The following is a 22,620-nucleotide window of genomic DNA, read 5'->3' on the forward strand; positions in this document are numbered from 1 at the left end:
GACGGCGGAGTCCCGGCCGCCGTCCCGGCCCGCTCCCTCCCGAACCGTCTCAGCGCTCCGGGGTGATCTGCGTGGACCACTCGTTGGCAAAGTGCTCCATCTGCTTCAGCACCAGGTTGATGGCCTCGGGCGCGTCGCCCGGCGGGTAGTTGTGCCGGGCGAGCAGACGCTTGATGGCGCTGCGCAACCGGGCCCGCACGGGCTCGCGGGCGATCCAGTCCGGTCTGAGCTTGCTGCGCACTTCCGCCACCAGCTCGCGGGCGATGCCGGCCAGGACGTCGTCCTTCATCATCGAGCGGACGGTGCCGTGGTCGGCCACCGCGTCGTAGAAAGCGAGTTCACGCCAGTCCAAGTGCGGCTCGAACCGCTCGCCACGACGGGCGTCCGCGACCACCTCCTTGGCCATCTCCACCAGTTTGGCGATGAGTTCCGCACTCGTGCACTGCTGCCGCATGTAACGGACCATCAGGTCCTGCAACCGCTCGGAGAACACCGTCCGACGGACGATGTTGTGCCGGGTCACCTCGCGCATCTTCCGCTCGATGAGCCGACGCAGCGCTTCGGCCGCCAAGTGCGGGGTCTCGCTGCCCTGCAACTTGGCGATGAGCGCGTCGTTGAGCTGCGTCAGGTCGGCCGCTTCCAGGCCCGCCTCGGCGAACAGGTCGGTCACTCCGCCGGTCTCCACGACCGAGGACGTCAACTGGGCGAGGTACAGCTCCACGTCGCGGGCGACGGGCAGCCCCCGTGCCTCGCGCTCCAACGCGTCGTACTTCGCCATGTACGCCCGCACCTCGACGAAGAACTGGATGTCGCGACGCCAGAACGGGTCGTCCGGGAAGCGCCCGCCGATGTCGCTGGAACTCCCGCAGAGCGCGTAGAACCGCTCCAACCGGTGCGCGTGCTCGCGGAAGCGCCGCCCCAGGGTCTGCCGCGGATCGTCCAGCTTCTCCGGGTTGTTACCAGGAGTACGCGGGTCCCGCAGGTGGTTCGCGGCCCGGATCGCGGCGTCGATGAACGCCGTCCTCGACGGCATGTCCAAGCGGGCCCGCCAGTCGAAGCCCCGCAGGATGTCGTTGAGGATGTCGTACTCGTTGCGCAGTTCGTCCAGTGCCCGGTCGAGTTCCTGGCCGAGCGTGCGGTCCTGCTGGTCAGCGTCGGTGTACTCGGCGATCGCCCGCTGGAGGTTCTCGGTCAGCGGCGCGTACCCGACGAGGAGCCCGTCCTCCTTGCCCCGGTACCGGCGGTTGACCCGGGCCAGTGCCTGCATCAGGCCCGCGCCCTTCAACGGCCGATCCAGGTACATCGTGTGGACAGGGGGCGCGTCGAAGCCCGTCAGCAGCATGTTGTTGACGATGAGGAGTTCGAGCTCGTCGTCCGGGTCCTTGGCCCGGTTGATGACCGCCTTGCGCCTGCTGTCGCTCAACGCGTGGTCCAGCAGCCGCCGGGGGTCCTTGCGCGAGTTGGACGAGAACACGATCTTCATCGCGCCCTTGCTGTCCTCGTCGCTGTGCCACTCGGGCCGCAGCTCGCGCAACGCGTCGTACACGCTGACGCAGATCTCGCGGGTCGCGCAGACCACCATGGCCTTGCCGGTCGCACCGCCCGTCTCGGAGACACCGACGAACGGCTGCATCGCCTTCCGCCGCGTCTCCCAGTGCTCCACCAGGTCCGCCGCCAGGTCCCTGATCCGGGCGGGCGCACCGTACATCGCGTTCATGGTCGCGACGGCCTGCTCGACCCGGGTCCGCTCGACGTCGTCCAGGCCGTCCGTGATCCGGTCGGCCTCCGCGTCGATCTCCGTCGGGTCCACGTCCCGGTCCAGAACGAGGTTGATCACCCGGCTTTCGTGGAACACCTTGACGGTGGCGCCGTCGTCCGCCGCCCGCTTGAGGTCGTAGATGTCGATGTAGTCACCGAACACGTCACGCGTGTTGCGGTCCGCCTCAGCGATCGGAGTACCCGTGAACGCGAGCAGCGTGGCGTGCGGCAGTGCGTCACGCAGGTGCCGGGCGTAACCGTCGAGACTGTCGTAGTGGCTGCGGTGCGCCTCGTCCACGATCACCACGATGTTGCGGCGGTCGGAGAGCAACGGGTGGTCCGCGCCGGACTCCCGCTCCTCCTTCGTCCGACCGAACTTCTGCAACGTGGTGAACAGGATGCCGCCGACCCGTTTGGCCGCAAGCTCCTCCCGCAGCTCCGCCCGGGCCAGCACCTGCTTCGGCGCCTCCGGCAGGATCTCGCTCTCCAGGAACGTCGAGTACAGCTGGTCGTCCAGGTCCGTGCGGTCCGTGATCACGACGACGGTCGGGTTCAGGAGGGCCGGATCCCGCATCACCATGGTGGTGGTGAGGACCATCTCCTCCGACTTGCCCGACCCCTGCGTGTGCCAGACGACACCCGCCTTCCCGTCACTGCGCGCCGCCACCCGCACGGCCTCGGCGGCCCTCGTCACCGCGTGGTACTGGTGCGGCTTGGCGACGCGCTTCACCCGCTTCGCCGGCACGAAGTTGACGAACGACTTCACCAGAGCGAGGAACCGCTCCTGCCCGAACAGTCCGTGCAGGGCCAGGTTCTGCCCCGAGTCCCATATGCCCTCGGCTGACAACAGGTCGACCCGCTCCCCGAGTTCGTCCGTGTTCCACGGCGCGAAGTGCTCATACGGAGTGAACGGCGTCCCGTACTTGGCGGTCACCCCGTCCGAGACCAGCACCACCGCGTTGAACCGGAACGCCGTCGGGAACTCCTCGACGTAGCGGGTGACCTGCGTGTGCGCGTCCTGGAGCGTGGCGTCCTCGTCGCCGGCGCGCTTCAACTCCAGGACGGCGAGCGGCAGCCCGTTGACGTACAGGACGACGTCGAAGCGGCGGTTCTTCTCCCCGTCGATCACGGCGACCTGGTTGAGCGCCCGGTAGACGTTCCCGGCCGGGTCGTCGAGGTCGACCAGCCGAACGGTCGGGTTGTGCTCGGCCCCGAACCCGTCGACGTACGACACGGACCGCACACCGGCCGTCAGGAAACCGTGCGCGGTCCGGTTCTCCTCGTACGCGTCCTGCGAGGCAGGCGTCACCGCAGCCGCGATGACGTCCTGGACCGCGGACGGCGGCAACTCGGGGTTGAGCCGCTCCACCGCCTCCTGCAAGTCCTGGTACAGGACCATGTCCTCCCACGACCTCCGCTGCCCCGCCCCCGGCGCGAACTCGTTCCCGGCCCCCGGCACCCAACCGAGCTCGGCGAGTTCGTCCAGCGCGAGGTGCTCCCAATCGGCTTCGTAGGGACGGTAGTTCTCTCTGTTGCCGTCAGCGGAGGCGTACGTCATACCTGGTCCTCGACAATCTTCTCGGCGTCACGGACACGGAGGCGGCCGGACATGAGCTGGGGAAGGAGAGTGTCGCGCAGCACGGCGAGGGCCTTGGACTCCTGTCGTGCCAGAGCCGCCCTGCTGGCCAAATCCTTGATTTTTTGTCCCGCCCCGCCAAACTGGCGAGGGTCAACGACCTCCATAGCCATAACCTCCGCTGGGCGGACACGCTGGTGACTCTTCGAGGTTCCGGTGACCTTCGCAGCCAGACTCTCCCGAAAGCCCCGCTGGCTGGTGACCGCCCACAGCTCATGCACCGTCAGAGAGCCCTTGGGCACCAAGACCAGGAACTCAGTCGATGCCAGCGACGGGACGTCCGGATCCGGCTCGACATTCCATACGCGGGGGATCTCCGGGTTCAGCTTCGACAGAAGGACCGCCGGCTCGGAAACGGTGAACTTTCCGCTCTTGATCGATCCTGGAGAAACCCGCTCGGGCAGCTTCCCCGTATCGAACGCAGGGAGGCTGTAGTGGTCAACGACGGCATCCACGATCTCCTGCGGTGCGACCTGCTCCTTGTGAAGGACGCAGATATCCTCCATACGAACACGCCCTCGCTCAGGCTCGCCGGAAACAAGGAGTGCAGCGAGATCCTCGGCCGTGGCCGTGATGCGCTCATTGGCGGCGATCTTTTCGTCCAGTGCCCCGAGCACCGACACGATCGCCCGCTGCTCGGAGAGCCTCGGCAGTCGGATGGGCCAGGTATGAAGGGAGACCAGCGGGATCCGATCCACTGTGGCGCCGTGGATCGTGCGTGCCGCGATGGTCTCCTGGAACTCCGGTCCGAGATAGGCGTAGAGCAGGAACTGCGGCTCTACCACACCCTCCTTGGGCCGGAGGATACCCATCCGGCGTCCAAGCGCGGCCCGCACCCCCGCAGGCATGAGGGCCGCCTCACCCAGACGTGTCTCGTACGAGAAGAGAACGTCCCCCTCCCGCGGCGTCACCCTCCGCGTCCACGTAGCGAAGTCCTCCTCCGAGAGATGTGCAGATTCGGCCAGGTTGAGACGCCCTTTTTCCAGGCTGGAGATGCTGAGGAACCAAGGCCCCGTATCGGTCTTCTTTGGCGTGGCGTGCGGGCCGTCGAAGACGGTGGCCACTTCGCCGATCGTGGTTTCGGCCCACTCCGCCCGCTCTCCTTCCCTGCTCCTCCCGGACCACTGACCCGTACCGCCGGTTTCCGATTTCTGCCCGCTCACCGCTCCCCCTCCATTTCCTCCGTCGTCGCCGAAAGCTCGTCCAGTGCGTCCCAGGTGCCCTCCGCCTCCAGCACCTTCCTCATCTCCCGCTCCGCCTCCTCCTCCGCCCGCAGCGCCTCCAGCGCGCGCCGCTGGGCGTCGAACGTCTCGTAGCGCTTGGCGGAGGCCGCAACAGCGGACGCGTGGGTGGCCCTGCCCGGGCCGGGGAGGACCGGCAGGTCGTTCATCTCGATGAAGCGGGCCGTCGCGGTCACCCATTCCGCCATGGTGATCTGCTGTCGCCGCCGGGCACGGAGTTCTGCGAAGTCGAGGAACTGGGTGGTCAGCAGGTTCAGCGTGCCGATCTCCTCCGAGGTGAGGTAGTTCTTCGCGACACCGGCATCCGCCTTTCGAACCCGTCCACCACTCCAAGCGGTGAGGCCCAGGTTGGGCTTGTCCGGGTCACATCGGGTGAAGATGAGTTCCGCAGCCGTCTGCCGGGTCGCCGCGTAGAGCAGCTTGTTCTGGATCGTGGCGTAGAACGTCCGGGCCGTTTCGCTGTCGGACTGGTAGTCCGCGCTGGTCGCCGCGAAGACGTCCCGCACCTTCTGGTAGAACCGCTTCTCCGAGGCGCGAATCTCGCGGATCCGCTCCAGCAGCTCGTCGAAGTAATCGAAGCCGTCGGGGCCCGGGTTCTTCAGGCGTTCGTCGTTGAGGACGAACCCCTTGACCAGGTAGTCACGCAGCGTCGTCGTCGCCCACTGGCGGAACTGGATGCCGCGCGAGGACCGCACGCGGTACCCGACCGCGAGGATCATGTCGAGGTTGTAAACGAGTACCTCGCGCCGGACCAGGCGCGAGCCCTCCTGGCGAACCATTTCCGTAGAGGAAATAGTTGCCTCGGTGAGTTCTCCGTCCTCCAGGATCTGGCCGATCCGCTTGTTGATGTTGGGGATGCCCGTCTCGAACAGATCCGCCATCTCGGCCTGCGTCAGCCACACCGTGCCGCCGACGGCCCGCAGCTGGATCTGGTTGCGTCCATCCTCCGTCCGGTAGATGACCAGTTCGCCGGAGTTCCCGGGGGATTGCTCAGACATCGAGCCTCCCCAACTGCTCCCGAACCGTCTTCTCCAGCTCCGCCGACTTCTCGAACAGGCCGAAGAGCTCCTCCGTCAGCGAGGCGATCCGCGCCGCCACCGCCTCCGCGTCCTCCTCCTCCGCCTCGACGGCTCCCACGTACCGCCCCGGCGTCAGCACATACCCGTGCTCGCGCACCGTCGCCAGGTCCGCCGAGAAGCAGAAGCCCGGCGCGTCCTCGTACGTCAGGCCCTCCGCCTTCGCCGAAGCCGTGCCGCGCCACGCGTGGTAGACGCCGGCGATCTTCACCAACTCGGCGTCGGTGAGCACGCGTTCCGTGCGGTCGACCATCTCGCCCATCTCGCGGGCGTCGATGAACAGGATCTCCCCCCGGCGGTCGGCCAGCGCCTTGCCGGCCTGCGGGGACTTGTCCTTGGCGAGGAACCACAGGCAGGCCGGGATCTGCGTCGTCCGGAACAGCTGCGAGGGCAGTGCGACCATGCAGGCGACCAAGTCGGCTTCCACCATCGCCCGACGGATCTCGCCCTCGCCGCTCGACTGCGAGCTCATCGAGCCGTTGGCCAGCACCACGCCCGCTGTGCCGCGCTCGCCCAGCTTCGACACCATGTGCTGGAGCCACGCGTAGTTGGCGTTGTTGCGCGGCGGGACGCCGTACCTCCATCGCGCATCGTTCTCGTCGCGGGACCAGTCCTTGATGTTGAAGGGCGGGTTGGCCATGACGAAGTCGGCCCGCAGGTCGGGGTGCTTGTCGTCGGCGAAGGTGTCGCCCCAGCGGGCGGCGAGGTTGCCGTCGATGCCGTGGATGGCGAGGTTCATCTTCGCCAGGCGCCACGTCCGTTCGTTCAACTCCTGGCCGTAGACCGCGATGTCGGCCTTGTGGTCGCGACCCCGGTGGGCCTCGATGAACTTGCTGGCCTGGACGAACATGCCGCCGGAGCCGCACGCGGGGTCGTAGACCCGCCCGTGGTAGGGCTCCAGGATCTCGACGATCAGGCGCACCACGGACTGCGGGGTGTAGAACTCGCCGCCGCGCTTGCCCTCGGCGCGGGCGAAGTTGCCGAGGAAGTACTCGTAGACCTCGCCGAGCACGTCCTGGGCGGGCTTGTCCTCGGTGCCGCCGAAGCGCGCGTCGCTGATCAGGTCGACCAGTTCGGCGAGGCGCTTCTGGTCGACGTTGTCCCGGTTGAAGATCTTGGGAAGGACGCCGGCCAGCGCGGTGTTCTCCCGCATCACCGCGTCCATCGCCTCGTCGAGGAGCTTGCCGACCCCCTGACTCTTGGCGTTGGCGGCGATCCACGACCAGCGGGCGGTCTCCGGCACCCAGAAGACGTGGGCGCCGGTGTACTCGTCGCGGTCCTCCAGGAAGTCGGCGAGCCGGTCCTCGACGATGCCGTCCGCCGCGAGCTCCTTCGTCAGTTCGTTGCGGCGCTCCTCGAACGCGTCGGAGACGTACTTCAGGAAGATCAGCCCGAGGACGAACTCCTTGTACTGGGCTGCGTCGATGGAGCCGCGCAGCTTGTCGGCGGCCTTCCACAGGATGGCCTGGATCTCCTTCGCGGTGGAGGCGCTGAACAGTTCCGCCTGCTCGGTGGGCTTCTTGCTGCGAGGTGGCATGGGGTGGAACGTCTCCTTCAGTCGGTCGGGAGGAAGGTCGGGATGGTCAGGGTGCCGTCGGCCAGGCCGGCGGCGACGAGACGGGCAAGGTCGTCGAGGGCCGCCGTCTGCTGCCGCAGTTGCTCGGCCCGGCGCTCGATCTCGGCGAGCACCGCGTCGTACCGCTCGACTTCGTCCGCCGACAGGTCGGGCACGTTCAGGTCCTCGATCCCGCGCGAGGCCCGCACCGCGCCGGCGGTACGGCCCTGGTCCGCGGCGGCGGCCCGCAGCAGTGCCGCCAAGACACGGGGGCGGAGCGGCAGTTCGGCGTCCGGGCGGACCCGCAGGATGCGGGCGGGGGCGAGGACGACGGACAGTCCTTCGACGTCGACGTGCACCCCGAAGCGCGGGCTGGTCGTGACGACCAGGTCTCCCGGTTCGGTGAACTGGACGTGTTCGTACGCCGTCAACACCACGCCCCGGTCGATGCGGCGGCGGCCGAACGGGGTGCTGCCCGTGATCTCCTCCGGACCGATCACCGCGTAGTGCCCCTCGGCCGCGAGGTGCCCGGGGGCGATGCGATGGCCCGGGCGGCGGCGCAGCCGGTGTTCCGCGAGCAGTCGGCGAACGGTCGTGCGGCGCACCGGCTGGTCCTCGGACCTCAGTACGGCCCCCACCGTCAACGGCGCGCTGGGTGCGGCCGGTTCGGCGAGGCGCCGCTCCAAGTCGGCGATCCGGGAGGGGCGTTCGATAACCGACGCCGCGTGGCGGGCCTCCGTCGGACGCTGCGGCGGGGTGAACGCGGCCCCGGGGCGGTCGTCCAGCTCCTTGGCTGGCACGATGGCCGCGTGGCGCGGCTGGTGCCGCCGCTCGCCCTGCCACCGGGAGGCGCGCCAGATGGCGACCTCCTCGGCGAGCTCGTCGAGGACGGGTTCGGTGAGCGGCTGCGCCGAGTAGTCGGCGAGGAGGATCCGACCCGTGCGCTCGTCCTCCGGGCTGCGCGCCAGGATCCAGATGGCGGTGCGGTAGCCGGGGCGGTAGGCGAACGCCCCGTCGGGCAGGCTGATCGCCGCCTTGAGCAGACCCTCGTGCAGGAAGGAACGGCGGAGCAGGTCGGCTTTCCCGTAGCGGGGCAGCGGGTGGACGAGGGCGTCGGCGGGGCCGAGGACGACTGCGGTCGCGCCCTCGCCGAGGTAGTCGGCGAGGTCCTGCACCCGTTCGAGCACCCGGTGCGCGTCCCGCGTCTCGCCGGACTCGTACGGGAGGGCGCACACCAGCAGGTCGGGGTTGCCCCAGATGTCCGCCGCCAGTTCTTCGCCCTGGGCGACGTCGAGGGCGAACTCGTACACGCCCCGCACGAGCATCCGACGCCGGACGAGCCGGACGAGCGCTGGGTCGCGCTCGGCCGCGAGATAGGTGTGCCTCGACTCCTCGGGCGCCGCCGCATGCAGGGCCACGAGCAGATCGCCGCTGCGGGCCCAGGGGGTGGCGATGACCGACTCGTCCGCCAGGCCGTCGGCACCGGCCAGTGCGACGAGGGCGCGGACGACCACCGCGGCGGGCTCCTCTGCCGCCACGGCGTGGAAGCCCAGCCGGTGGCGGGCTTCCAGCACCCATTCGAAGGCCTCGGCCGGACTGTACGCGGCCTCGACCAGTTCGTCCGCCAAGGACGCGAGGGGCCGCCCCAGCCGCTCCGGCTCAGGCACGGCGGCCAGCTCCGCGAGGAGGAAGGCATCCTCCGGGTCGAGTTCGGCGGTCTGCCGGAGCAGGTCGGCCCAGGGCCGTGCGCCGACGGGTGCGTCGTGCTGCTGCCGTAGGCAGATCAGCGCGGTCAGGGCGCCGACCAGTACCTCTGCGGAGAGCTGTGCGGACTGCCAGGCGGCGAGCGTGTGCAGAGCTGCTTCGGCTCGCAGCCGCCGAGGATCGGCGTTGCCCCGTCCGGTGCCGAGCAGCCAGTCGACGATCTGCTGGGCATCGAACAGCGGGCTGGTGCCGCGGTGGGCCACTGGTGCGGGGAAGTCGGGGTGTCGGCGGCTCCAGGTGGTGGGGACTGGGCGTTTGACCTGGGCGAGGGCCGCGATGTCCGGATAGCCGACGAGCCGGACGGGCAGCGCGGCTTCCGGAACGGGCGTGTCGATCGGTGCCGCACCGTCCATCCTGGGCCCCCTTCTCCATCGGCAGTCATCGGCCACCGCAGAACCGAACGGGTTCGCGGCGACTGCCAGAAGCCTACCTTCCTCATGATTTCGTTCAATATAAATTCCGATAACCAGGGTTATCAGAGTCAAAAATGGCTCCCGCTGCGGCACAGGGAAAGATACCGCCTGCCCGATCAGCCAGCTACTCACAGCAGGAGTCCCCGTGACCGTCCCTCCCTCACCTCCCGCCCCATCCCGTAAGCCGCCCCGGTTCAAGGCGTGGCTGACCCACGGCGCGACGGCGCTCATCGCCCTGCTCCTGGGGGCCGGAGTCGCCGCCCCCGAGGACGAGGGGCAGGACACCGCCCAGGCCGGGTCGGCGAGCACAGCTACGGCAACGGTCACCGCCCCCGCCGCCCCCGCGCCCACCGTGACCGTCACCGCGGCCGCCTCTGCCACGAGCGCGCCGGAGACCCCTGCCCCTCCACCGTCCCCGGACGGTCCGGCGACCTCGTTCTCGGGCGACGGCAAGTACCTGGTCGGCGAGGACATCGAGGCCGGCACCTACAAGACGGCCGGGCCCGCGGAGAGCGTGATCCCCAACTGCTATTGGGCCCGCTACAAGGACGCCTCCGGTGAACTCTCCTCGATCATCGCCAACGAGAACGCCCAGGGGCAGACCCGGGTGACCGTCCGCAAGGGCGAGTACCTGGAGGTCCGAGGCTGCTCGAAGTGGGAGAAGACCGGCTGACCGCCGCCCGCCGACGGCCGTTCCGCACACCTCTCCGCCAGGACGGCCCGATCTGCCTCGGCTGTAGGGCGCTCAGTTCGACCGGTCGGGTGGGAAACTCGGCCGGACCCCACCAACTCAAGGAGTTCAAGGCGTGACAACAGACGTCCACGACGAACCGGGCGAGGGCATACCCGGGCAGCGGGTGCTCGACCTCTTGGACAAGGCGATCGGTCTCCAGACCCCGCTGGTCCGCAAGAACATCGCCCGGTCACGCCAGCGGAACCCGGAGGCGACACTGGCCCAGACGATCCGCGCCCTGGAGCGCATGTACGTCAGCGGCCTGACGGGAACGGGCGCCGCGGTCGGCGGTGCCGCGGCCGCGCCCGGCGTCGGAACCGGGGTCGCCCTGGCGCTGTCGGCCGGCGAGGCTCTCTCGTCACTCGAACTGAGCGCCCTCTTCGCGCTCTCGCTCGCCGAAGTCCACGGTGTCCCCATCGACGAACTCGAACGCCGCCGGACGATCGTGATGGGAATCATGCTCGGCGGCTCCGGTTCCGCCACCATCACCAAGATCGCCGAACGAACGGGGCAGCACTGGGCCCGCCAGATCGTCGCCAGCATCCCGGTCCAGACGTTGCGTCAGATCAACAAGGTCCTGGGGCGGAACTTCGTCGTGAAGTACGGGACCAAGCAAGGGATCATCGTCCTCGGCCGAGTGATTCCGTTCGGCGTCGGCGCCGTGATCGGCGGCGGCGCCAACGCCGGCCTCGCCGCCTTGGCCGTACGGGCCGGCCGTCGCGCGTTCGGCCCGGCACCGGACACGTGGGAGCAGGGCTGAAGGTCGGTACTCCGCCCGGTGTCGTCGCCGGTTCCCATGCTTGCCGCCATGGACCGGGAGCTGGAACGAGCCGCCCTCGTCGCGTTCCTGCGGCGAGGGGGTCGTTCCTGGTCGGAGCTCACCGATCAGGTCGAAGCCGTTGGCAGCGCGCGAGGTCCTGACGTCCTCACCCGATGCTTCCGGACAGGGAGCCCTGTTCGACACCCATCCTCCGGAAGACCTGGCCGCCATCGCGGGCGAGATCCCCCACCGGGGCCGTGACGGCATGCGGTTCGTCACGATCCTGGACGAGGACTACCCCTTCTACCTACGACTGGTTCACCAGCGCCCGCCGTTCCTCTTCCTCCGGGGCACTTCCCTGGAAGACGACCCCCGAGTCGCCTTGGTCGGCACCCGCGAACCCACCCCACAGGGGATGGCCCGTGCCCGGGCCATCGCGGGTGGGCTCGCCGAACGCGGAGTGACGGTCGTCAGCGGCCTGGCCGCCGGCATCGACACCGCGGCTCACCGCGCGGCCCTCGCTGTCGGCGGCAGGACCGTCCCCGTCATCGGCACCGGCCGTCACGTGAACGCCTCCTACGACGGGGCCCCACGCTCATCGGTCGGGCCGTCTTCGCGAATTCTCATGGGAGACGTGCGTGTTCGAGCGATAGAACCGCGCTTCACGCTCCGGCCCAGGAACAGAGCACACGTCCGCCTCTTCGACTTACCCGGCAACTTCTAAGTCATCAGGAGTCTGATAACCAGAGTTACCAGCAATCCATAATCAAAATGACACCAGCGCTCTCTAACGTTCTGTCGTGTCAAGGCAGGCGGGGCGCAACGCCCCCCAGCCCCCATCGACAGGCCGGAGGCGCACCATGACCGAACCCGAACAGCACCAGCAGTCCGCACTCCCCCTGGCCGATACCGTGGCAGCACGCCTGGCCGAAGCGACCCTCCCCGAGCCCGTGAAGGCCCTGCTCCGGGACGCCCTCGACAGCGGCGCGCACACTGGTGCCGCCACCCCGTCCGGACGGGTCTTCCTGGAGGCGGTGACCGTCAACGGCTTCCGGGGCATCGGCCCCCAGGCCCGGCTCGGCCTCAAGCCCCGCCCCGGGGTGAACCTGGTGGTGGGGCGCAACGGGTCCGGCAAGACCAGCGTGGCCGAGTCCATCGAGGTCGCCTTCACCGGTGCCAGGTCTTCTCGGCAGGGCCGGAACGCCGACCGCGACAGCCAGTGGTACAACCTGCACGACGGTAACGCCCCCAAGATCGAGTTGAGGTTGGCGATCGAGGGCGACCAGGGCCGCAGCACTCTGACCCGGAGCTGGCCCGGCACCGAACTCGACGGCTCCCAGGCCGTGTTCAAGCGGCCGGGCCACGGCACCGGCCCGCTCTCCGGTACGGGGTGGGAGAGGGCAGCGGTCGACCACCGGCCGTTCCTCTCGCACGACGACCTGCACCGGATGCTCAAGGGGAGTCCCTCCGCCCGGTACGACACGATCGCCACCATCCTCGGCATGGAACAGCTTTCGCTCGCCACCAACGAGTTGAAGGCCCGCGAGAAGGCCCTCGCCGACACCGCGCGGCAGGTGCGGGAGGCGCTGCCCGGGTTGAAGGAAGCCCTGTACGCCCTGGAGGACGACGACCGTGCCGCCCAGGCCCTGATCGCGGTGGACGTTCCCGACGCGCCGGACCTGGACAGCATCGACTCCCTCGTCGCCGGTCTCCCCGCGGCCGACGCGGGCCGGCTCGCGGAGCTCCAGGCCGAAGCCGCCGCCCACGGGCCCGACCTGGAACAGGTCGGACAGGCCGTCCACCGGCTGCGGCTCGCCGTCGCCGACCTGGACGACGTCCGCAGCACCGACGCCGAGCGCGCCCGGCTCCGCGCCGACCTGCTGGAGATGGCGCTCGTGCACGCGGACCGGCACCCCGGGGACGACAGCTGCCCGACCTGCGGCGCCCAGGAAGCCATCGGCCCGAAGTGGTACGAGGACGCCGCCCGTCAGGTCGAGGAGCTGCGCGCCGAGGCGAAGTCCGCCGAGGACGCCCGGGCTGCCGTCCGCTCGGGGGTCCAGGCCCTGCATCGCCTGATTCACCGTCCGGCGCGGACTCCCGCTTCGTTGGCCGGCCCGTGGGAGGTCTGGATGGACTGCCGGGACATCACCGAGCCGGTCGAACTCGCCCGGAGCGCCGAGCAGAGCGCCCGGGTGCTGGCCGAGGCCTGCGCCACTGTCCGGCGGCGGGCGGCGGATGAGCTGGCGGAGCGTGACGAGCGGTGGAGGGCGTTCGTCACGCGGCTCGCCGCCTGGGCCGAGCAGGCCCGCGCGGTGGCCCGGGACAAGATCCTGCTCGGCCACCTCCGCAAGGCGCTGAACTGGCTCAAGGCGCTCTCCACCGAACTCCGGGAGCAGCGGATGGAGCGCTTCAGCCGGGACGCCCAGCGGATCTGGGAGCTCCTGCGGCAGGAGAGCAACGTCGGCCTCACCTCGGTGAACCTGAGGGGCAGTGAGAAGGCGACCGTCCGTCAGCTCGTCATGTCGGCCTCCGTCGACGGCAAGGACGCGCCGGCGCTCGACGTCATGAGCGCGGGCGAGCAGCACTCCCTGGCGCTCGCACTGTTCCTGCCCAGGGCCAGCACCGAGGACAGCCCGTTCGGCTTCCTCGTCATCGACGATCCGGTGCAGTCCATGGACCCGACCAAGGTGCACGGGCTCGCCCAGGTACTGCACGAGTTGGGCAAGCGGCGGCAGGTCGTCGTGTTCACCCACGACACCCGGCTGCAGAAGGCGTTCACCGACCAGGAACTCCCGGTCACGGTCTTCCAGGTGACGCGCGGCGAGGAGTCCCGGGTGAAGGTGGAGTGCGTCAGCGACCCGGTCGCCCGGGCCATCGACGACGCGCGGGCGATCGCACTCACCTCCGGGCTTCCCCCCGCGACGTACGACCACGTGCTGCCCGGTCTGTGCCGGATCGCCCTGGAGAACGCGTTCCTGGAGGCGGCGTGGATCCGCCACCACCGGGCCGGTGGGAAGGAGCACGTCCTGCAGGCCGCTCTCGACAAGGCGGAGCGGCTCTCACAGGTCGCCGCGCTCGCGCTCTTCGGCGACCTGGCACGGACCGCCGATGTCGGCGCCGAGATCGAACGGCGCTGGGGCAGGCAGGAACGCGCTCTGATCCAGCAGTGCCAGCGCGGAGCCCACCCGGGCGGGGTCTCCGTCGGCGACCCGCTCCGCTTCGTCTCGCACGTCGAAGCTCTCACCATGAAGATCCGCAAGCCGGAGGCGACCGCATGACCACGCACCGTTCCACCACCGTCGAGGGCCTGTTGCTGGCCGCCGACCGCCTGCTGGAGGGTCCGCTCACCACCGGCGCGACCGCAAGCGGCCGCCACCGCGGCATCTGCTTGGCGCTGCGGACCGCGATCGAACTGCACGTCAACCTGGTCCTGGAGGCCAGGACCCCCGGACTGTCCCGCACCACCGGGCGGGCCAAGCTGCTCATCCTGTACTCCTGCACGGCCGCCGGGACCGCCCGCCGGACGAAGGCCCTGTGGTCCCAGCTCAGCCTGGGGTGTCACTACCACCGGTACGAACTCGGCCCCACCCACGACCAGGTTCGCGGATGGCGGCGCGAAGTCGACTCCCTGATCCAGGAGTTGTCCCACGCAGCTCCTGCGGCACCTGGCTGACGGCTGCTCCCCCTGCCGGACCGGCCGCCCCGGCGGAGGGGGCGGCCGGTCGGGGGCGGTCAGAGTCCGTAGTCGTCGACGATCTTCTGGTGGCGGGCGGTGTCGGCGCCCGCCGCCTCGGCCAGGGCGGGCCAGGCGAGGGGGTGGGCGAGGTCGGCGGTGAGGGTGGTGAGGAGGGCGTCGGCCCGGGCGGCGGTGCCGGTGGGCGGGACGCCGAGGGCGGCGTAGATGCCGGGGAGGTCGTCCTGCCCGCCGGTGGGGTCGGTGATCCGGTAGCCGTCGCCGCTGTAGACCCAGACGGCGTGCCCGGCCTCCCGGAGGGCGTCGCGCAGGGCGTACCACTGCTCGGGTTCGGGGCAGGCGCCGTCGATCCAGTAGGTGGTGTAGCCCGCCGGGTCGAGCAGGGTGAGGAGTTCGAAGACCGGGCGCCAGTCCTCGGCCTCCACGGAGCCGGGCTCCGGGCGGTCGTTGAGGACGGCCGGGGAGAACACCACGACGTCGCCGTGGTTGAGGTCGACGTCCTCGCCCAGCACCGGGAGCACCCGGGCGGTGGCCGGACCGGTGCGCAGCGCGGGCAGGTCGGTGGTGGTGCCGTTGGTGCGGGGGACGCGCAGCTCGATCAGCTGCCACTCCTCCTCGACCGGGCCGCTGTCGGTGTCGAACTCGATGCCGAGCCGGGCCCCGGCGGCGCGGACGGCCGCCCAGTCGCGGTTGGCGGTGGCGGCGGTGACCAGGTGCCACAGGTCGGGCTCCTGGACGGTGCGGTGCTCGTCCGCCTCGCCCGCCTCGGCCGGGTCGAGGGCGTGCTCCAGCAGCTCCTGGTAGAGCCGCTGGGCCTCGGCGTGATCGCCGCGCCGGGTGGCGGCGGCCGCGGCCAGGCGGCGGGTGTTGAGCGCGTCGGGCGAGTGGGCGAGGACGGCGGCGCACTGTTCGCCGACCTCCGCCCAGCGGCCCTGGGCGGCGGCCCAGCGGGCGCGCAGCCAGTGCGCGTCGGACGGGTCCTCGGGGGTGGCCGCGGCGAGTCGGGCGGCCAGGCGTTCGACGCCCTCGCCGTCCTCGGCGTCGATCAGCAACTGGCCGAGCATGCCGGTGAGGTACTCGTGGCCCGGGTCCAACTCCAGTTGGGACCATGCGAGTTCGGTGACGGCCCGGGTGTGGCCGAGGGCTCCGAGAGCCCCGGCCAGGTTGACCACCAGGACGGTGTCGGGCGTCCCGCCGAGGGCCAGCGCGGCGGCCAGCAGCTCGGCGCCGGTCTCCGGGTCGGGCCGGTGCTCGGCCAGCCACTTCGGCAACTCCTCGACCGGAACCGGCAGTTCGGGCCGCGGCAGGGCCTCGGCGGCGGTCCGCAGTTCGGCCACCTGCTCGGCGACGCCCTCGGTGCGGCGGAGCTGTCCGAGCTTGCGCTCGCCGGTGCGGGCCAGGGTGAGGGCGACCTCGCGGGCGCCGCGGGCCAGGGCCAGCCGTCCGGCCCGCAACACCAGCTCCAGACAAGGCCGGTGCGAGCCCGCCGCGTCCAACTCACCGGCCCAGGAGGCGAGTCGGGCGCCGAGTGCGGCGTCGTTGTCGAACTCCTTCGCGGCGACCAGCAGTTCGACGGCGGAGGACCAGCGGTGCCGGATGTCGGGGTACCGGTCGGCCTCCTCGGCGTCCGGCAGCAGCTCCAACGCGTGGTCGGTGCGGCCGAGCGCGGCGAACTGCAGGGCGCGGCCCACCGCGAGCTTGCGCCGGTCGTCGTCGTCCAGCCGGTTCCCGGCCGCGACGTAGGCGCGTTCGGCGGTGTCGTAGGCCTCCAGCGCGTCCTGGTGGCGGCCGAGCCGGTACAGGGCGGAGGCGCGGCTGTGCGCGAAGGACAGCGAGGTGCGCTCGCCCGCCGCCCGGATCCGGGTCTCGGCCCGGTCCAGGTGGGTGAGCGCGTCGGCAGGGCGGCCGTCGTCCTCCAGGGTGTCGGCGTACTCGCGGGAGAGGCAGTCGAAGCAGGCCCGGGCCGGTTCGACCCGCTGCAGCGCCTCCTCCAGCACGGCGAGCCGCTCCGGGACGTAGCCGGGGCCGTCGATGTTGGCGTGGCAGATGGTGAAGTCCTGGACGGCGCACACCGATTGGGGGCAGGCCGCGGTCTCCTCGCGGTGCGCGAACTCCAGCAGCGACACCGCCTCGGACATCGCGGCCTCGCCCTGGTGGCGCTTGTTCAGCAGGTTCTGCAGCCGCCAGTGCCGCAGGAACACCTCCACCCAGGGCAGGCCCAGCGCCCGCGCCGAGGCCAGCGCCTCCGGGAACATCGCGTCCAACTGCTCGTTGCGGCCCTCGACGGCGTGCCCGGCGATCTCGGCGAGCGCGTCGGCCAGCCGGTACTGGCCGGACTCGGCGAGCTGGCGGTGGGTGTCGTGCACCCAGGACCAGATGTCGGTGGTCATCGTTCCTCGTCCCCTCGCGGAAGGTCTGCTGCGGAGATGGTGTCGGGCACCGCCGACCCGCCGTCGACGGGGACGGGCGCGGTGAGCGCGGCCACCGCGGTGGAGATCCCGGACAGCGCCGCCCCCAGGTCGCCGTTCGCGGAGCCGGAGGCCGCCGCCATGATGACCTTCAGCGAACGCAGCAGCGCCGCCGCGGTGGCCGCCCCGGTGTGCCCGTCCCGGTACGCGGTCAGCAGGTCGCGGACGGCCGGCGAGGCCAGGTTCAGGTACAGCCGGGCCTTGACCGCGCCGTCGGTGCGCGCGGTGAACGCCCGCGCCAACTGCAGCGCGGCGGACGGGATCCGGGCGTCCGCCCGGTCGTCCTCGATCCGCGCCTTCAACTCGGCCTCGCGGTCCGGCACCAGCACCAGCGGCAGCCCGGGCGGGTCGAACCTCGCGGGCACCAGTTGCTCGCCGTCCTCGGCCAGCGCGGCCGTCAGCCAGGCCTGCTGCTCGGCGGGCAGCGGCGCGTCCGGGGCCCGGAACAGCTCCTTGTTGCCGCTCTCGCTGCCCAGTTCGACGATCCGGCACTCGCGCAACTGCGCGTAGCGGCGCAGGAACGGCAGCACCGCGTACCGGTCGCCGCGGGCGATCGGCACCTGCATCGCCCGGTACAGCATCTCCTCGAAGCCGCCGCCGCTGCCCAGCGCCACGTGCACCGCGCCGGAGCCCGCGGCCCGCAGCGCGCCCGCGGTCAGCTCGCCCTGCGAGGTCGGCACCGGGACGTCGTCGGCGAGCAGCGTGAACAGCCGCTCGTCGCAGAGCGCCGCGCCCAGCAGGTCCTGCCCGTGCCGGGCCAGGATCCGCCGCCAGGCCGCCGGGTGCAGCCGGGCGGTCTCGTACAGGCCGTCCACGATCGCGTCGGCCAGCGCCTGCTGCAGCGCCCGGTAGTGCTCGTCGCGCTGCAGGTCCTCGCGGCTGGCGGTGGGGGTGAGCCGGGACGACTCGACCACGCCGCCGATGAAACCGGCCCAACTGGGCAGCAGGTCACGGGCGTCGTCGGCGAGCAGCATGCCGCGCAGGTACACCGCGAGGTCCCGGTTGTCGCTCGACCCGTACGTCCCGCCGTCCTGCACCCACAGCAGCCCGACCGCGTCGGTGCGGCCCTCGACGGGCGCCACCGGGAAGGCGGTCAGCGGCTCGAAGCTGCGGGCGAACGCGGAGGCGAAGCGCATCCGGTGCTGGTGCGCCGGGCCCGGCAGGTCCTGCCGCCAGGGCACCGCCACGTCGTTGACCGGCTGCTCGTCCGCGCCGACGTACACCGCGATCGGCAGCAGCACGCAGTACCGCGCCAGCACCTCGCGCAGCGCGGACTCGTCCGCCAGGTGGGCGTGTTCGGCCTTCAGCCGCAGCCGCACCACCGTCCCCGGCCCGGGCCGCGCCGGGGCGGGCTCCACGCTGTACTGCTCGCCGCCCCGGCTGCGGTAGGTGTGCGCGGCCAGCGGCTCGCGGTGCGAGGCGGTGGTCACGGTCACCTCCTCGGCCACCGAGAACGCCGAGAGGAAGCCCAGCCCGAACGCCCCGATCAGGTCCTGGTTGCCGGTGAGGTCGCGCAGCATCCGGGTGTAGCCGGTGCCGACAGTCGCCAGGTACGCGTGGATCTCCGGCTCGGTCAGCCCCGCCCCGTTGTCCTCGATCGCCACCGTCCGCGCCGCCGGGTCCCCGGTGACCCGGATCAGCGGGCGGTACGCCCCCTCCGGGTCCTCCAACTTCCGCCGGGTGTGCGAGTCGTGGGCGTTCTGCACGAGTTCGCGCAGCGCCACCAGCGGCGTGGAGTACAGGTGCGTGGCGAGCACTCCCACCAGTCCACCGAGATCGACCTCCGTGGTGCGGAGATTCGCCGAGTTCTCGGAGGCGGGGAATTCGGCGCCGCTTCCGTCGGGCCCGGAAGCAGGGGGAAGACCATCAGACATAAGGCCCCAGTGTGCCAGTACGACAATCGGGCGACCACCGTTTTCCGATTTCCGGTTTCTGTCGATCCTCGGTCAAGCGGAGGTTGACGCACTGGGGGCTCCGATCGGCCCGCCCGGCGCGGTGAAATCCCATGTCAGCGTGGTGTTCCGACGATCCCGCCCGGTTCCGGAACTATTTCACAAGAGTGACACCTTCGAGCGAACCCGCGTGCCCCGACTGGAACCCGAACGGCCCAGTCGGCAATCCTGATGACGCGACGTCAGGAACCGACGCGGACGGGGCGGCCACCCCGCGGCGTCACATTCGCACCAGTTAGCAGGGAGACCACCGTGTCCCGTATTCGCGCAGTCGCCGTCGTCACCGCCCTCGGCGCCTTCCTCCTCGCGGGGGTCGGCACCGCTTCCGCCGACAACGGCGCCGGCGCCGACCACTCCTCCGACAGCAGCGTGGTCAGCAACATCGGTTCGAACAACATCATCGGTTCCGTCCACGGCAACGCCAACAGCTCCCAGCAGACCGCGACCGGGTCCGGCGCCGGCAACCAGAACAACACCCTCGGCGTCACCGACAACACCGGCGGCGTCGGCGCCCTCCAGTCCAACGCGAACCTGGCGCACACCGTCTACTACCCCTTCGTCCTGTACTAAGCCGCTCCGCGGGTGCACCGCCAGAACGCGCACCCCCAGAACGCGCACCCCAGGGGCGCGGGGAACCGCACGGGCAACCCCGCACCCACTGCAAGATCGCGAGGTGACATCAACTCACCGCCCGCCTCGCGATCTTGCTGGCGTTCACCTCCCTCCCCCAGCCCCAAGGGGGGCTGGGAGATGCCCCCCTTCGCGCAGTTCCCCGCGCCCCTGAATGCACCATCCCGCCAACGCGGCAGCCCTCCCCGCGCCACGTCTGCACCGTCCCGCGCCCGTCCGTACGCCCCTCGTCTCATCCACCGCCCAGCGCCGCGGCCGCGTACGCCGCCACCGCCGCGGGCGTTCCCGCTCCGCTGCGGGCCGTGTCGATCGCGACCGCGATCATCGCGTGGACGCGCACCCGGGCCTCCGCCGACGGTTCGTTCGGCATCGAAGTGTGCTCGACCCAGGCGCGGAGGAACGCGCGGCGGAAGTCGACCGCGACGCGGCGTTCGCCCGGGGCGAGGCGTTCGGTCTCGGAGAGCATCACGCCGAGGTAGTCGCGTTCCCGCCAGGCGAACGCGGCGAAGGCCTCCACCGCGGGGGCGGGGCCCGCCGCGAGGACCGGCAGCACCTCGCGGCGCAGTTGCTCCCGGCCGCGGTCGAGGACGGCGGCGAGCAGCGCGGACTTCGTGCCGAAGTGCTTGTAGACGCTGGGCCCGGCGATGCCGACGGCCGCCCCGAGTTGCTCCATCGAGACGTTGTCGAACCCGCGCCGGTGGAACAGCCGGGTCGCCGCCGCCACCAGTGCGTCCCGACGCCCCACCCCCTCCGGCACCGGCCGGCCGGGCGGACCGGACGAACCGGGCGGACCGGACGAACCGGGCGGACCGGGCTCCACCGACGCCCCGAACTCCCGTACCGCCAGCAGGCGTTCCCGCATCCCGCCCAGCAGTTCCAGGTACCGCCGCCGGGGCAGCACCACCCCGTGGTGGCTCAGGCTGCCGTAGGCGGAGAGCACCGCCCACCGGGCCGACTCGCCCTCCTCGCCCTCCTCGCCCGCTGATTCACGGACGGCCGCGCGCAACTGCCGTCGCAGCACCGCCCGTTGCCCCGGCGGCAGCAGCCTCGCGTCGCGCTGCCAGAGCGTCCCGAACTCCCTTCGCTCCAGGGCGAGTTCAGCGAGCTCACCGGGCCTGCCGGAGGCCGTCGCCGCGCAGACCGCGTGCAGGCCCGACTCGACGGCGCGCAGCAGGAGTTCGGACTTGTTGCGGAAGTGCCGGTAGAGCGCGGGGGCGGTGATGCCGACCTCGGCGGCGATCTCGGCCATCGAGACCCGGTGGTAGCCGTCGCGGTGGAAGCGGGCGGCCGCGACGGCGAGGATCCGGGCCCGCCGACCGGGCGGCCTGCGCACCACCGGACGCCGCTGCACCACCGCGATCCCCTCCCCCGGCCGTCCCCGCACGCCTCGCGCCCAGGCTAGCAACGGTTCACTTAACCCCCGCCGACGCCCGTCGCCGCGCCGCTCGACGAGCACACCGCCCGCCCTGGACACCGGAAGCTACCGGCGATTAACTTGACTGCGCGATCAGCCGCAGCCGAAGGGAGCGCACCGTGCGCCGCACCGTGTACAACGAGGACCACGAGGCGTTCCGGGAGACCATCCGGGACTTCATCGCCAACGAGGTCGTTCCGGTCTACGAGAGCTGGGAGGAGGCCGGCCACCCGCCGCGCGACTTCTACCGCAAGCTCGGCGAACTCGGCGTGTTCGGCATCGAGGTCCCGGAGGAGTACGGCGGCGCGGGCGAGACCGGCTTCAAGTACCAGGCGGTGATCTACGAGGAGACCGCCCGCGCGGGCGTCACCTTCGGCTCCTCCGGCGTGCACACCGGCCTGGTGCTGCCGTACCTGATGGAGTACGCCAACGAGGAGCAGAAGCAGCGCTGGCTGCCGGGCTTCGTCTCGGGCGAGATCATGACGGCCATCGCGATGACCGAGCCGGGCGCGGGCTCCGACCTGGCGGGCATCTCCACCACGGCGAAGCTGTCCGCGGACGGCACCCACTACGTCCTGAACGGTGCGAAGACCTTCATCACCGGCGGCGTGCTGGCCGACCTGGTGCTGGTGGTCTGCCGCACCGCCCCGTACGACCCGGCGGACCGCCGCGCGGGCCTGTCCATCCTGTGCGTGGACACCAAGTCCGAGGGCTACGCGGTCGGCCGCAAGCTGCAGAAGATCGGCCTGCGCACCTCCGACACCGCGGAGCTGTCCTTCAGCGACGTCAAGGTGCCGGTGGAGAACCTGCTCGGCGAGGAGGGCAGGGCGTTCTCCTACCTGACCCACAACCTGGTGCAGGAGCGCCTGGCGATCGCGGTCGGCGCGTACGCCTCGGCGGCCGCGGCGGTGCAGTTCGCGGTGAAGTACGTCAAGGACCGCAAGGTGTTCGGCAAGGCCGTCGCCGAGTTCCAGAACACCAAGTTCTCGCTGGCCGACTGCCAGGCCCAGGTGCTCGCCCAGCAGGCGATGGTCGACCAGGCGCTGGAGCTCTACCAGAACGGCGAGCTGACGGTGGCGGACGCCGCCGCGGCCAAGCTGTTCTGCACCGAGTCGGCCTCCGAGGTGATCGACAAGTGCCTGCAGCTGCACGGCGGCTACGGCTACATCCTGGAGTACCCGATCGCCCGCCTCTACACCGACAACCGGGTGTTCCGGATCTACGGCGGCACCAGCGAGGTCATGCGGACGATCATCGCCAAGTCGCTCGGCCTGTGACCGGCGGCTGAGACCCACCGGGCGAAGGCGCGCCGGGCGAAGGCGCGCCGGGCCCGGGCGCACCGGGCCCGGGCGCACCGGAGGGGGGGGGCCCCCCCCGGGGGGCCCCCCCCCCCCCCCCCCCCCCCCCCCCCCGCGGGGGGGCGGGGGGGGCCCCCCCCCCCGGCGCGCCGCCCCCCCCCCCCCCCCCCCCCCCGCCGGGGCCCGCGGCGCGGGGGGCGGCGGGCCGGGGGGCGGCCGCGGGCGGGG

15 protein-coding genes are annotated in these 22,620 nt (G+C 71.1%); 7 read left to right on the forward strand and 8 right to left on the reverse strand.

Going from position 1 to position 22,620, the window contains the following annotated elements; all coding sequences use genetic code 11:
• Positions 1–49: 49 nt before the first annotated feature.
• Genes ACFY00_RS33430 through ACFY00_RS33450 form a run of 5 tightly spaced genes read right to left on the reverse strand, consistent with a single transcriptional unit; the run spans position 50 to position 9,383 of the window.
• On the reverse strand, positions 50–3,316 hold the full coding sequence (locus ACFY00_RS33430) for a type I restriction endonuclease subunit R (protein ID WP_388036746.1): 3,267 nt from the start codon (positions 3,314–3,316) through the stop codon (positions 50–52).
• Positions 3,313–4,557, reverse strand: a complete 1,245-nt coding sequence (locus ACFY00_RS33435; RefSeq protein WP_388036748.1) for a restriction endonuclease subunit S — start codon at positions 4,555–4,557, stop codon at positions 3,313–3,315. The genes ACFY00_RS33430 and ACFY00_RS33435 overlap by 4 nt, the downstream gene beginning before the upstream one ends.
• Entirely contained in the window at positions 4,554–5,633 is a 1,080-nt protein-coding gene (locus ACFY00_RS33440) for a virulence RhuM family protein (RefSeq protein ID WP_388036751.1), read from the reverse strand. Before ACFY00_RS33440 ends, ACFY00_RS33435 begins: the two co-directional genes overlap by 4 nt.
• On the reverse strand, positions 5,626–7,248 hold the full coding sequence (locus tag ACFY00_RS33445) for a type I restriction-modification system subunit M (protein ID WP_388036754.1): 1,623 nt from the start codon (positions 7,246–7,248) through the stop codon (positions 5,626–5,628). The genes ACFY00_RS33440 and ACFY00_RS33445 overlap by 8 nt, the downstream gene beginning before the upstream one ends.
• A gap of 17 nt (positions 7,249–7,265) precedes the next feature.
• Positions 7,266–9,383: a hypothetical protein gene (locus ACFY00_RS33450; protein ID WP_388036756.1), complete on the reverse strand. Its 2,118-nt coding sequence runs from the start codon at positions 9,381–9,383 to the stop codon at positions 7,266–7,268.
• Positions 9,384–9,588: 205 nt separating this feature from the next.
• On the opposite strand from ACFY00_RS33450, the gene ACFY00_RS33455 reads away from it, so the two are divergent.
• The 5 genes from ACFY00_RS33455 to ACFY00_RS33475 all read left to right on the forward strand — a co-directional run bounded on the left by ACFY00_RS33455 (position 9,589) and on the right by ACFY00_RS33475 (position 14,609).
• Positions 9,589–10,116, forward strand: a complete 528-nt coding sequence (locus ACFY00_RS33455; protein WP_388036758.1) for a hypothetical protein — start codon at positions 9,589–9,591, stop codon at positions 10,114–10,116.
• A gap of 133 nt (positions 10,117–10,249) precedes the next feature.
• Positions 10,250–10,936 carry a hypothetical protein gene (locus tag ACFY00_RS33460; RefSeq protein WP_388036761.1) on the forward strand — a complete coding sequence of 229 codons (687 nt, stop codon included), beginning with the start codon at positions 10,250–10,252 and terminating at the stop codon, positions 10,934–10,936.
• Positions 10,937–11,075: 139 nt separating this feature from the next.
• Entirely contained in the window at positions 11,076–11,660 is a 585-nt protein-coding gene (locus ACFY00_RS33465; protein WP_388036764.1) for a DNA-processing protein DprA, read from the forward strand.
• A gap of 136 nt (positions 11,661–11,796) precedes the next feature.
• Positions 11,797–14,214 (forward strand): AAA family ATPase, encoded by a 2,418-nt coding sequence (locus tag ACFY00_RS33470; RefSeq protein ID WP_388036767.1) that lies wholly within the window; start codon positions 11,797–11,799, stop codon positions 14,212–14,214.
• Positions 14,211–14,609 carry a hypothetical protein gene (locus ACFY00_RS33475; RefSeq protein WP_388036770.1) on the forward strand — a complete coding sequence of 133 codons (399 nt, stop codon included), beginning with the start codon at positions 14,211–14,213 and terminating at the stop codon, positions 14,607–14,609. Before ACFY00_RS33470 ends, ACFY00_RS33475 begins: the two co-directional genes overlap by 4 nt.
• A gap of 59 nt (positions 14,610–14,668) precedes the next feature.
• Here ACFY00_RS33475 and ACFY00_RS33480 read toward each other — a convergent pair whose 3' ends face one another.
• Both ACFY00_RS33480 and ACFY00_RS33485 read right to left on the reverse strand, forming a co-directional pair.
• Positions 14,669–17,020 carry a hypothetical protein gene (locus ACFY00_RS33480; RefSeq protein ID WP_388036772.1) on the reverse strand — a complete coding sequence of 784 codons (2,352 nt, stop codon included), beginning with the start codon at positions 17,018–17,020 and terminating at the stop codon, positions 14,669–14,671.
• The gene (locus ACFY00_RS33485) at positions 17,017–18,855 is read right to left on the reverse strand and encodes an ATP-binding protein (protein WP_388036775.1); all 1,839 of its coding nucleotides are present in this window, start codon (positions 18,853–18,855) and stop codon (positions 17,017–17,019) included. The genes ACFY00_RS33480 and ACFY00_RS33485 overlap by 4 nt, the downstream gene beginning before the upstream one ends.
• A gap of 447 nt (positions 18,856–19,302) precedes the next feature.
• Here ACFY00_RS33485 and ACFY00_RS33490 point away from each other — a divergent pair, with 447 nt between their 5' ends.
• Positions 19,303–19,620: a hypothetical protein gene (locus tag ACFY00_RS33490; RefSeq protein ID WP_388036777.1), complete on the forward strand. Its 318-nt coding sequence runs from the start codon at positions 19,303–19,305 to the stop codon at positions 19,618–19,620.
• 292 nt (positions 19,621–19,912) lie between these two features.
• Here ACFY00_RS33490 and ACFY00_RS33495 read toward each other — a convergent pair whose 3' ends face one another.
• Positions 19,913–21,034 carry a TetR/AcrR family transcriptional regulator gene (locus tag ACFY00_RS33495; protein WP_388036780.1) on the reverse strand — a complete coding sequence of 374 codons (1,122 nt, stop codon included), beginning with the start codon at positions 21,032–21,034 and terminating at the stop codon, positions 19,913–19,915.
• 179 nt (positions 21,035–21,213) lie between these two features.
• Between ACFY00_RS33495 and ACFY00_RS33500 the strand changes: the two genes are divergently transcribed.
• Positions 21,214–22,371: an acyl-CoA dehydrogenase family protein gene (locus ACFY00_RS33500; protein ID WP_388036782.1), complete on the forward strand. Its 1,158-nt coding sequence runs from the start codon at positions 21,214–21,216 to the stop codon at positions 22,369–22,371.
• The last annotated feature ends 249 nt before the right edge of the window (positions 22,372–22,620 follow it).

Source organism: Kitasatospora sp. NPDC001540 (assembly GCF_042894345.1).
In the GTDB taxonomy this organism is placed as follows: Bacteria; Actinomycetota; Actinomycetes; order Streptomycetales; family Streptomycetaceae; genus Kitasatospora; species Kitasatospora phosalacinea_C.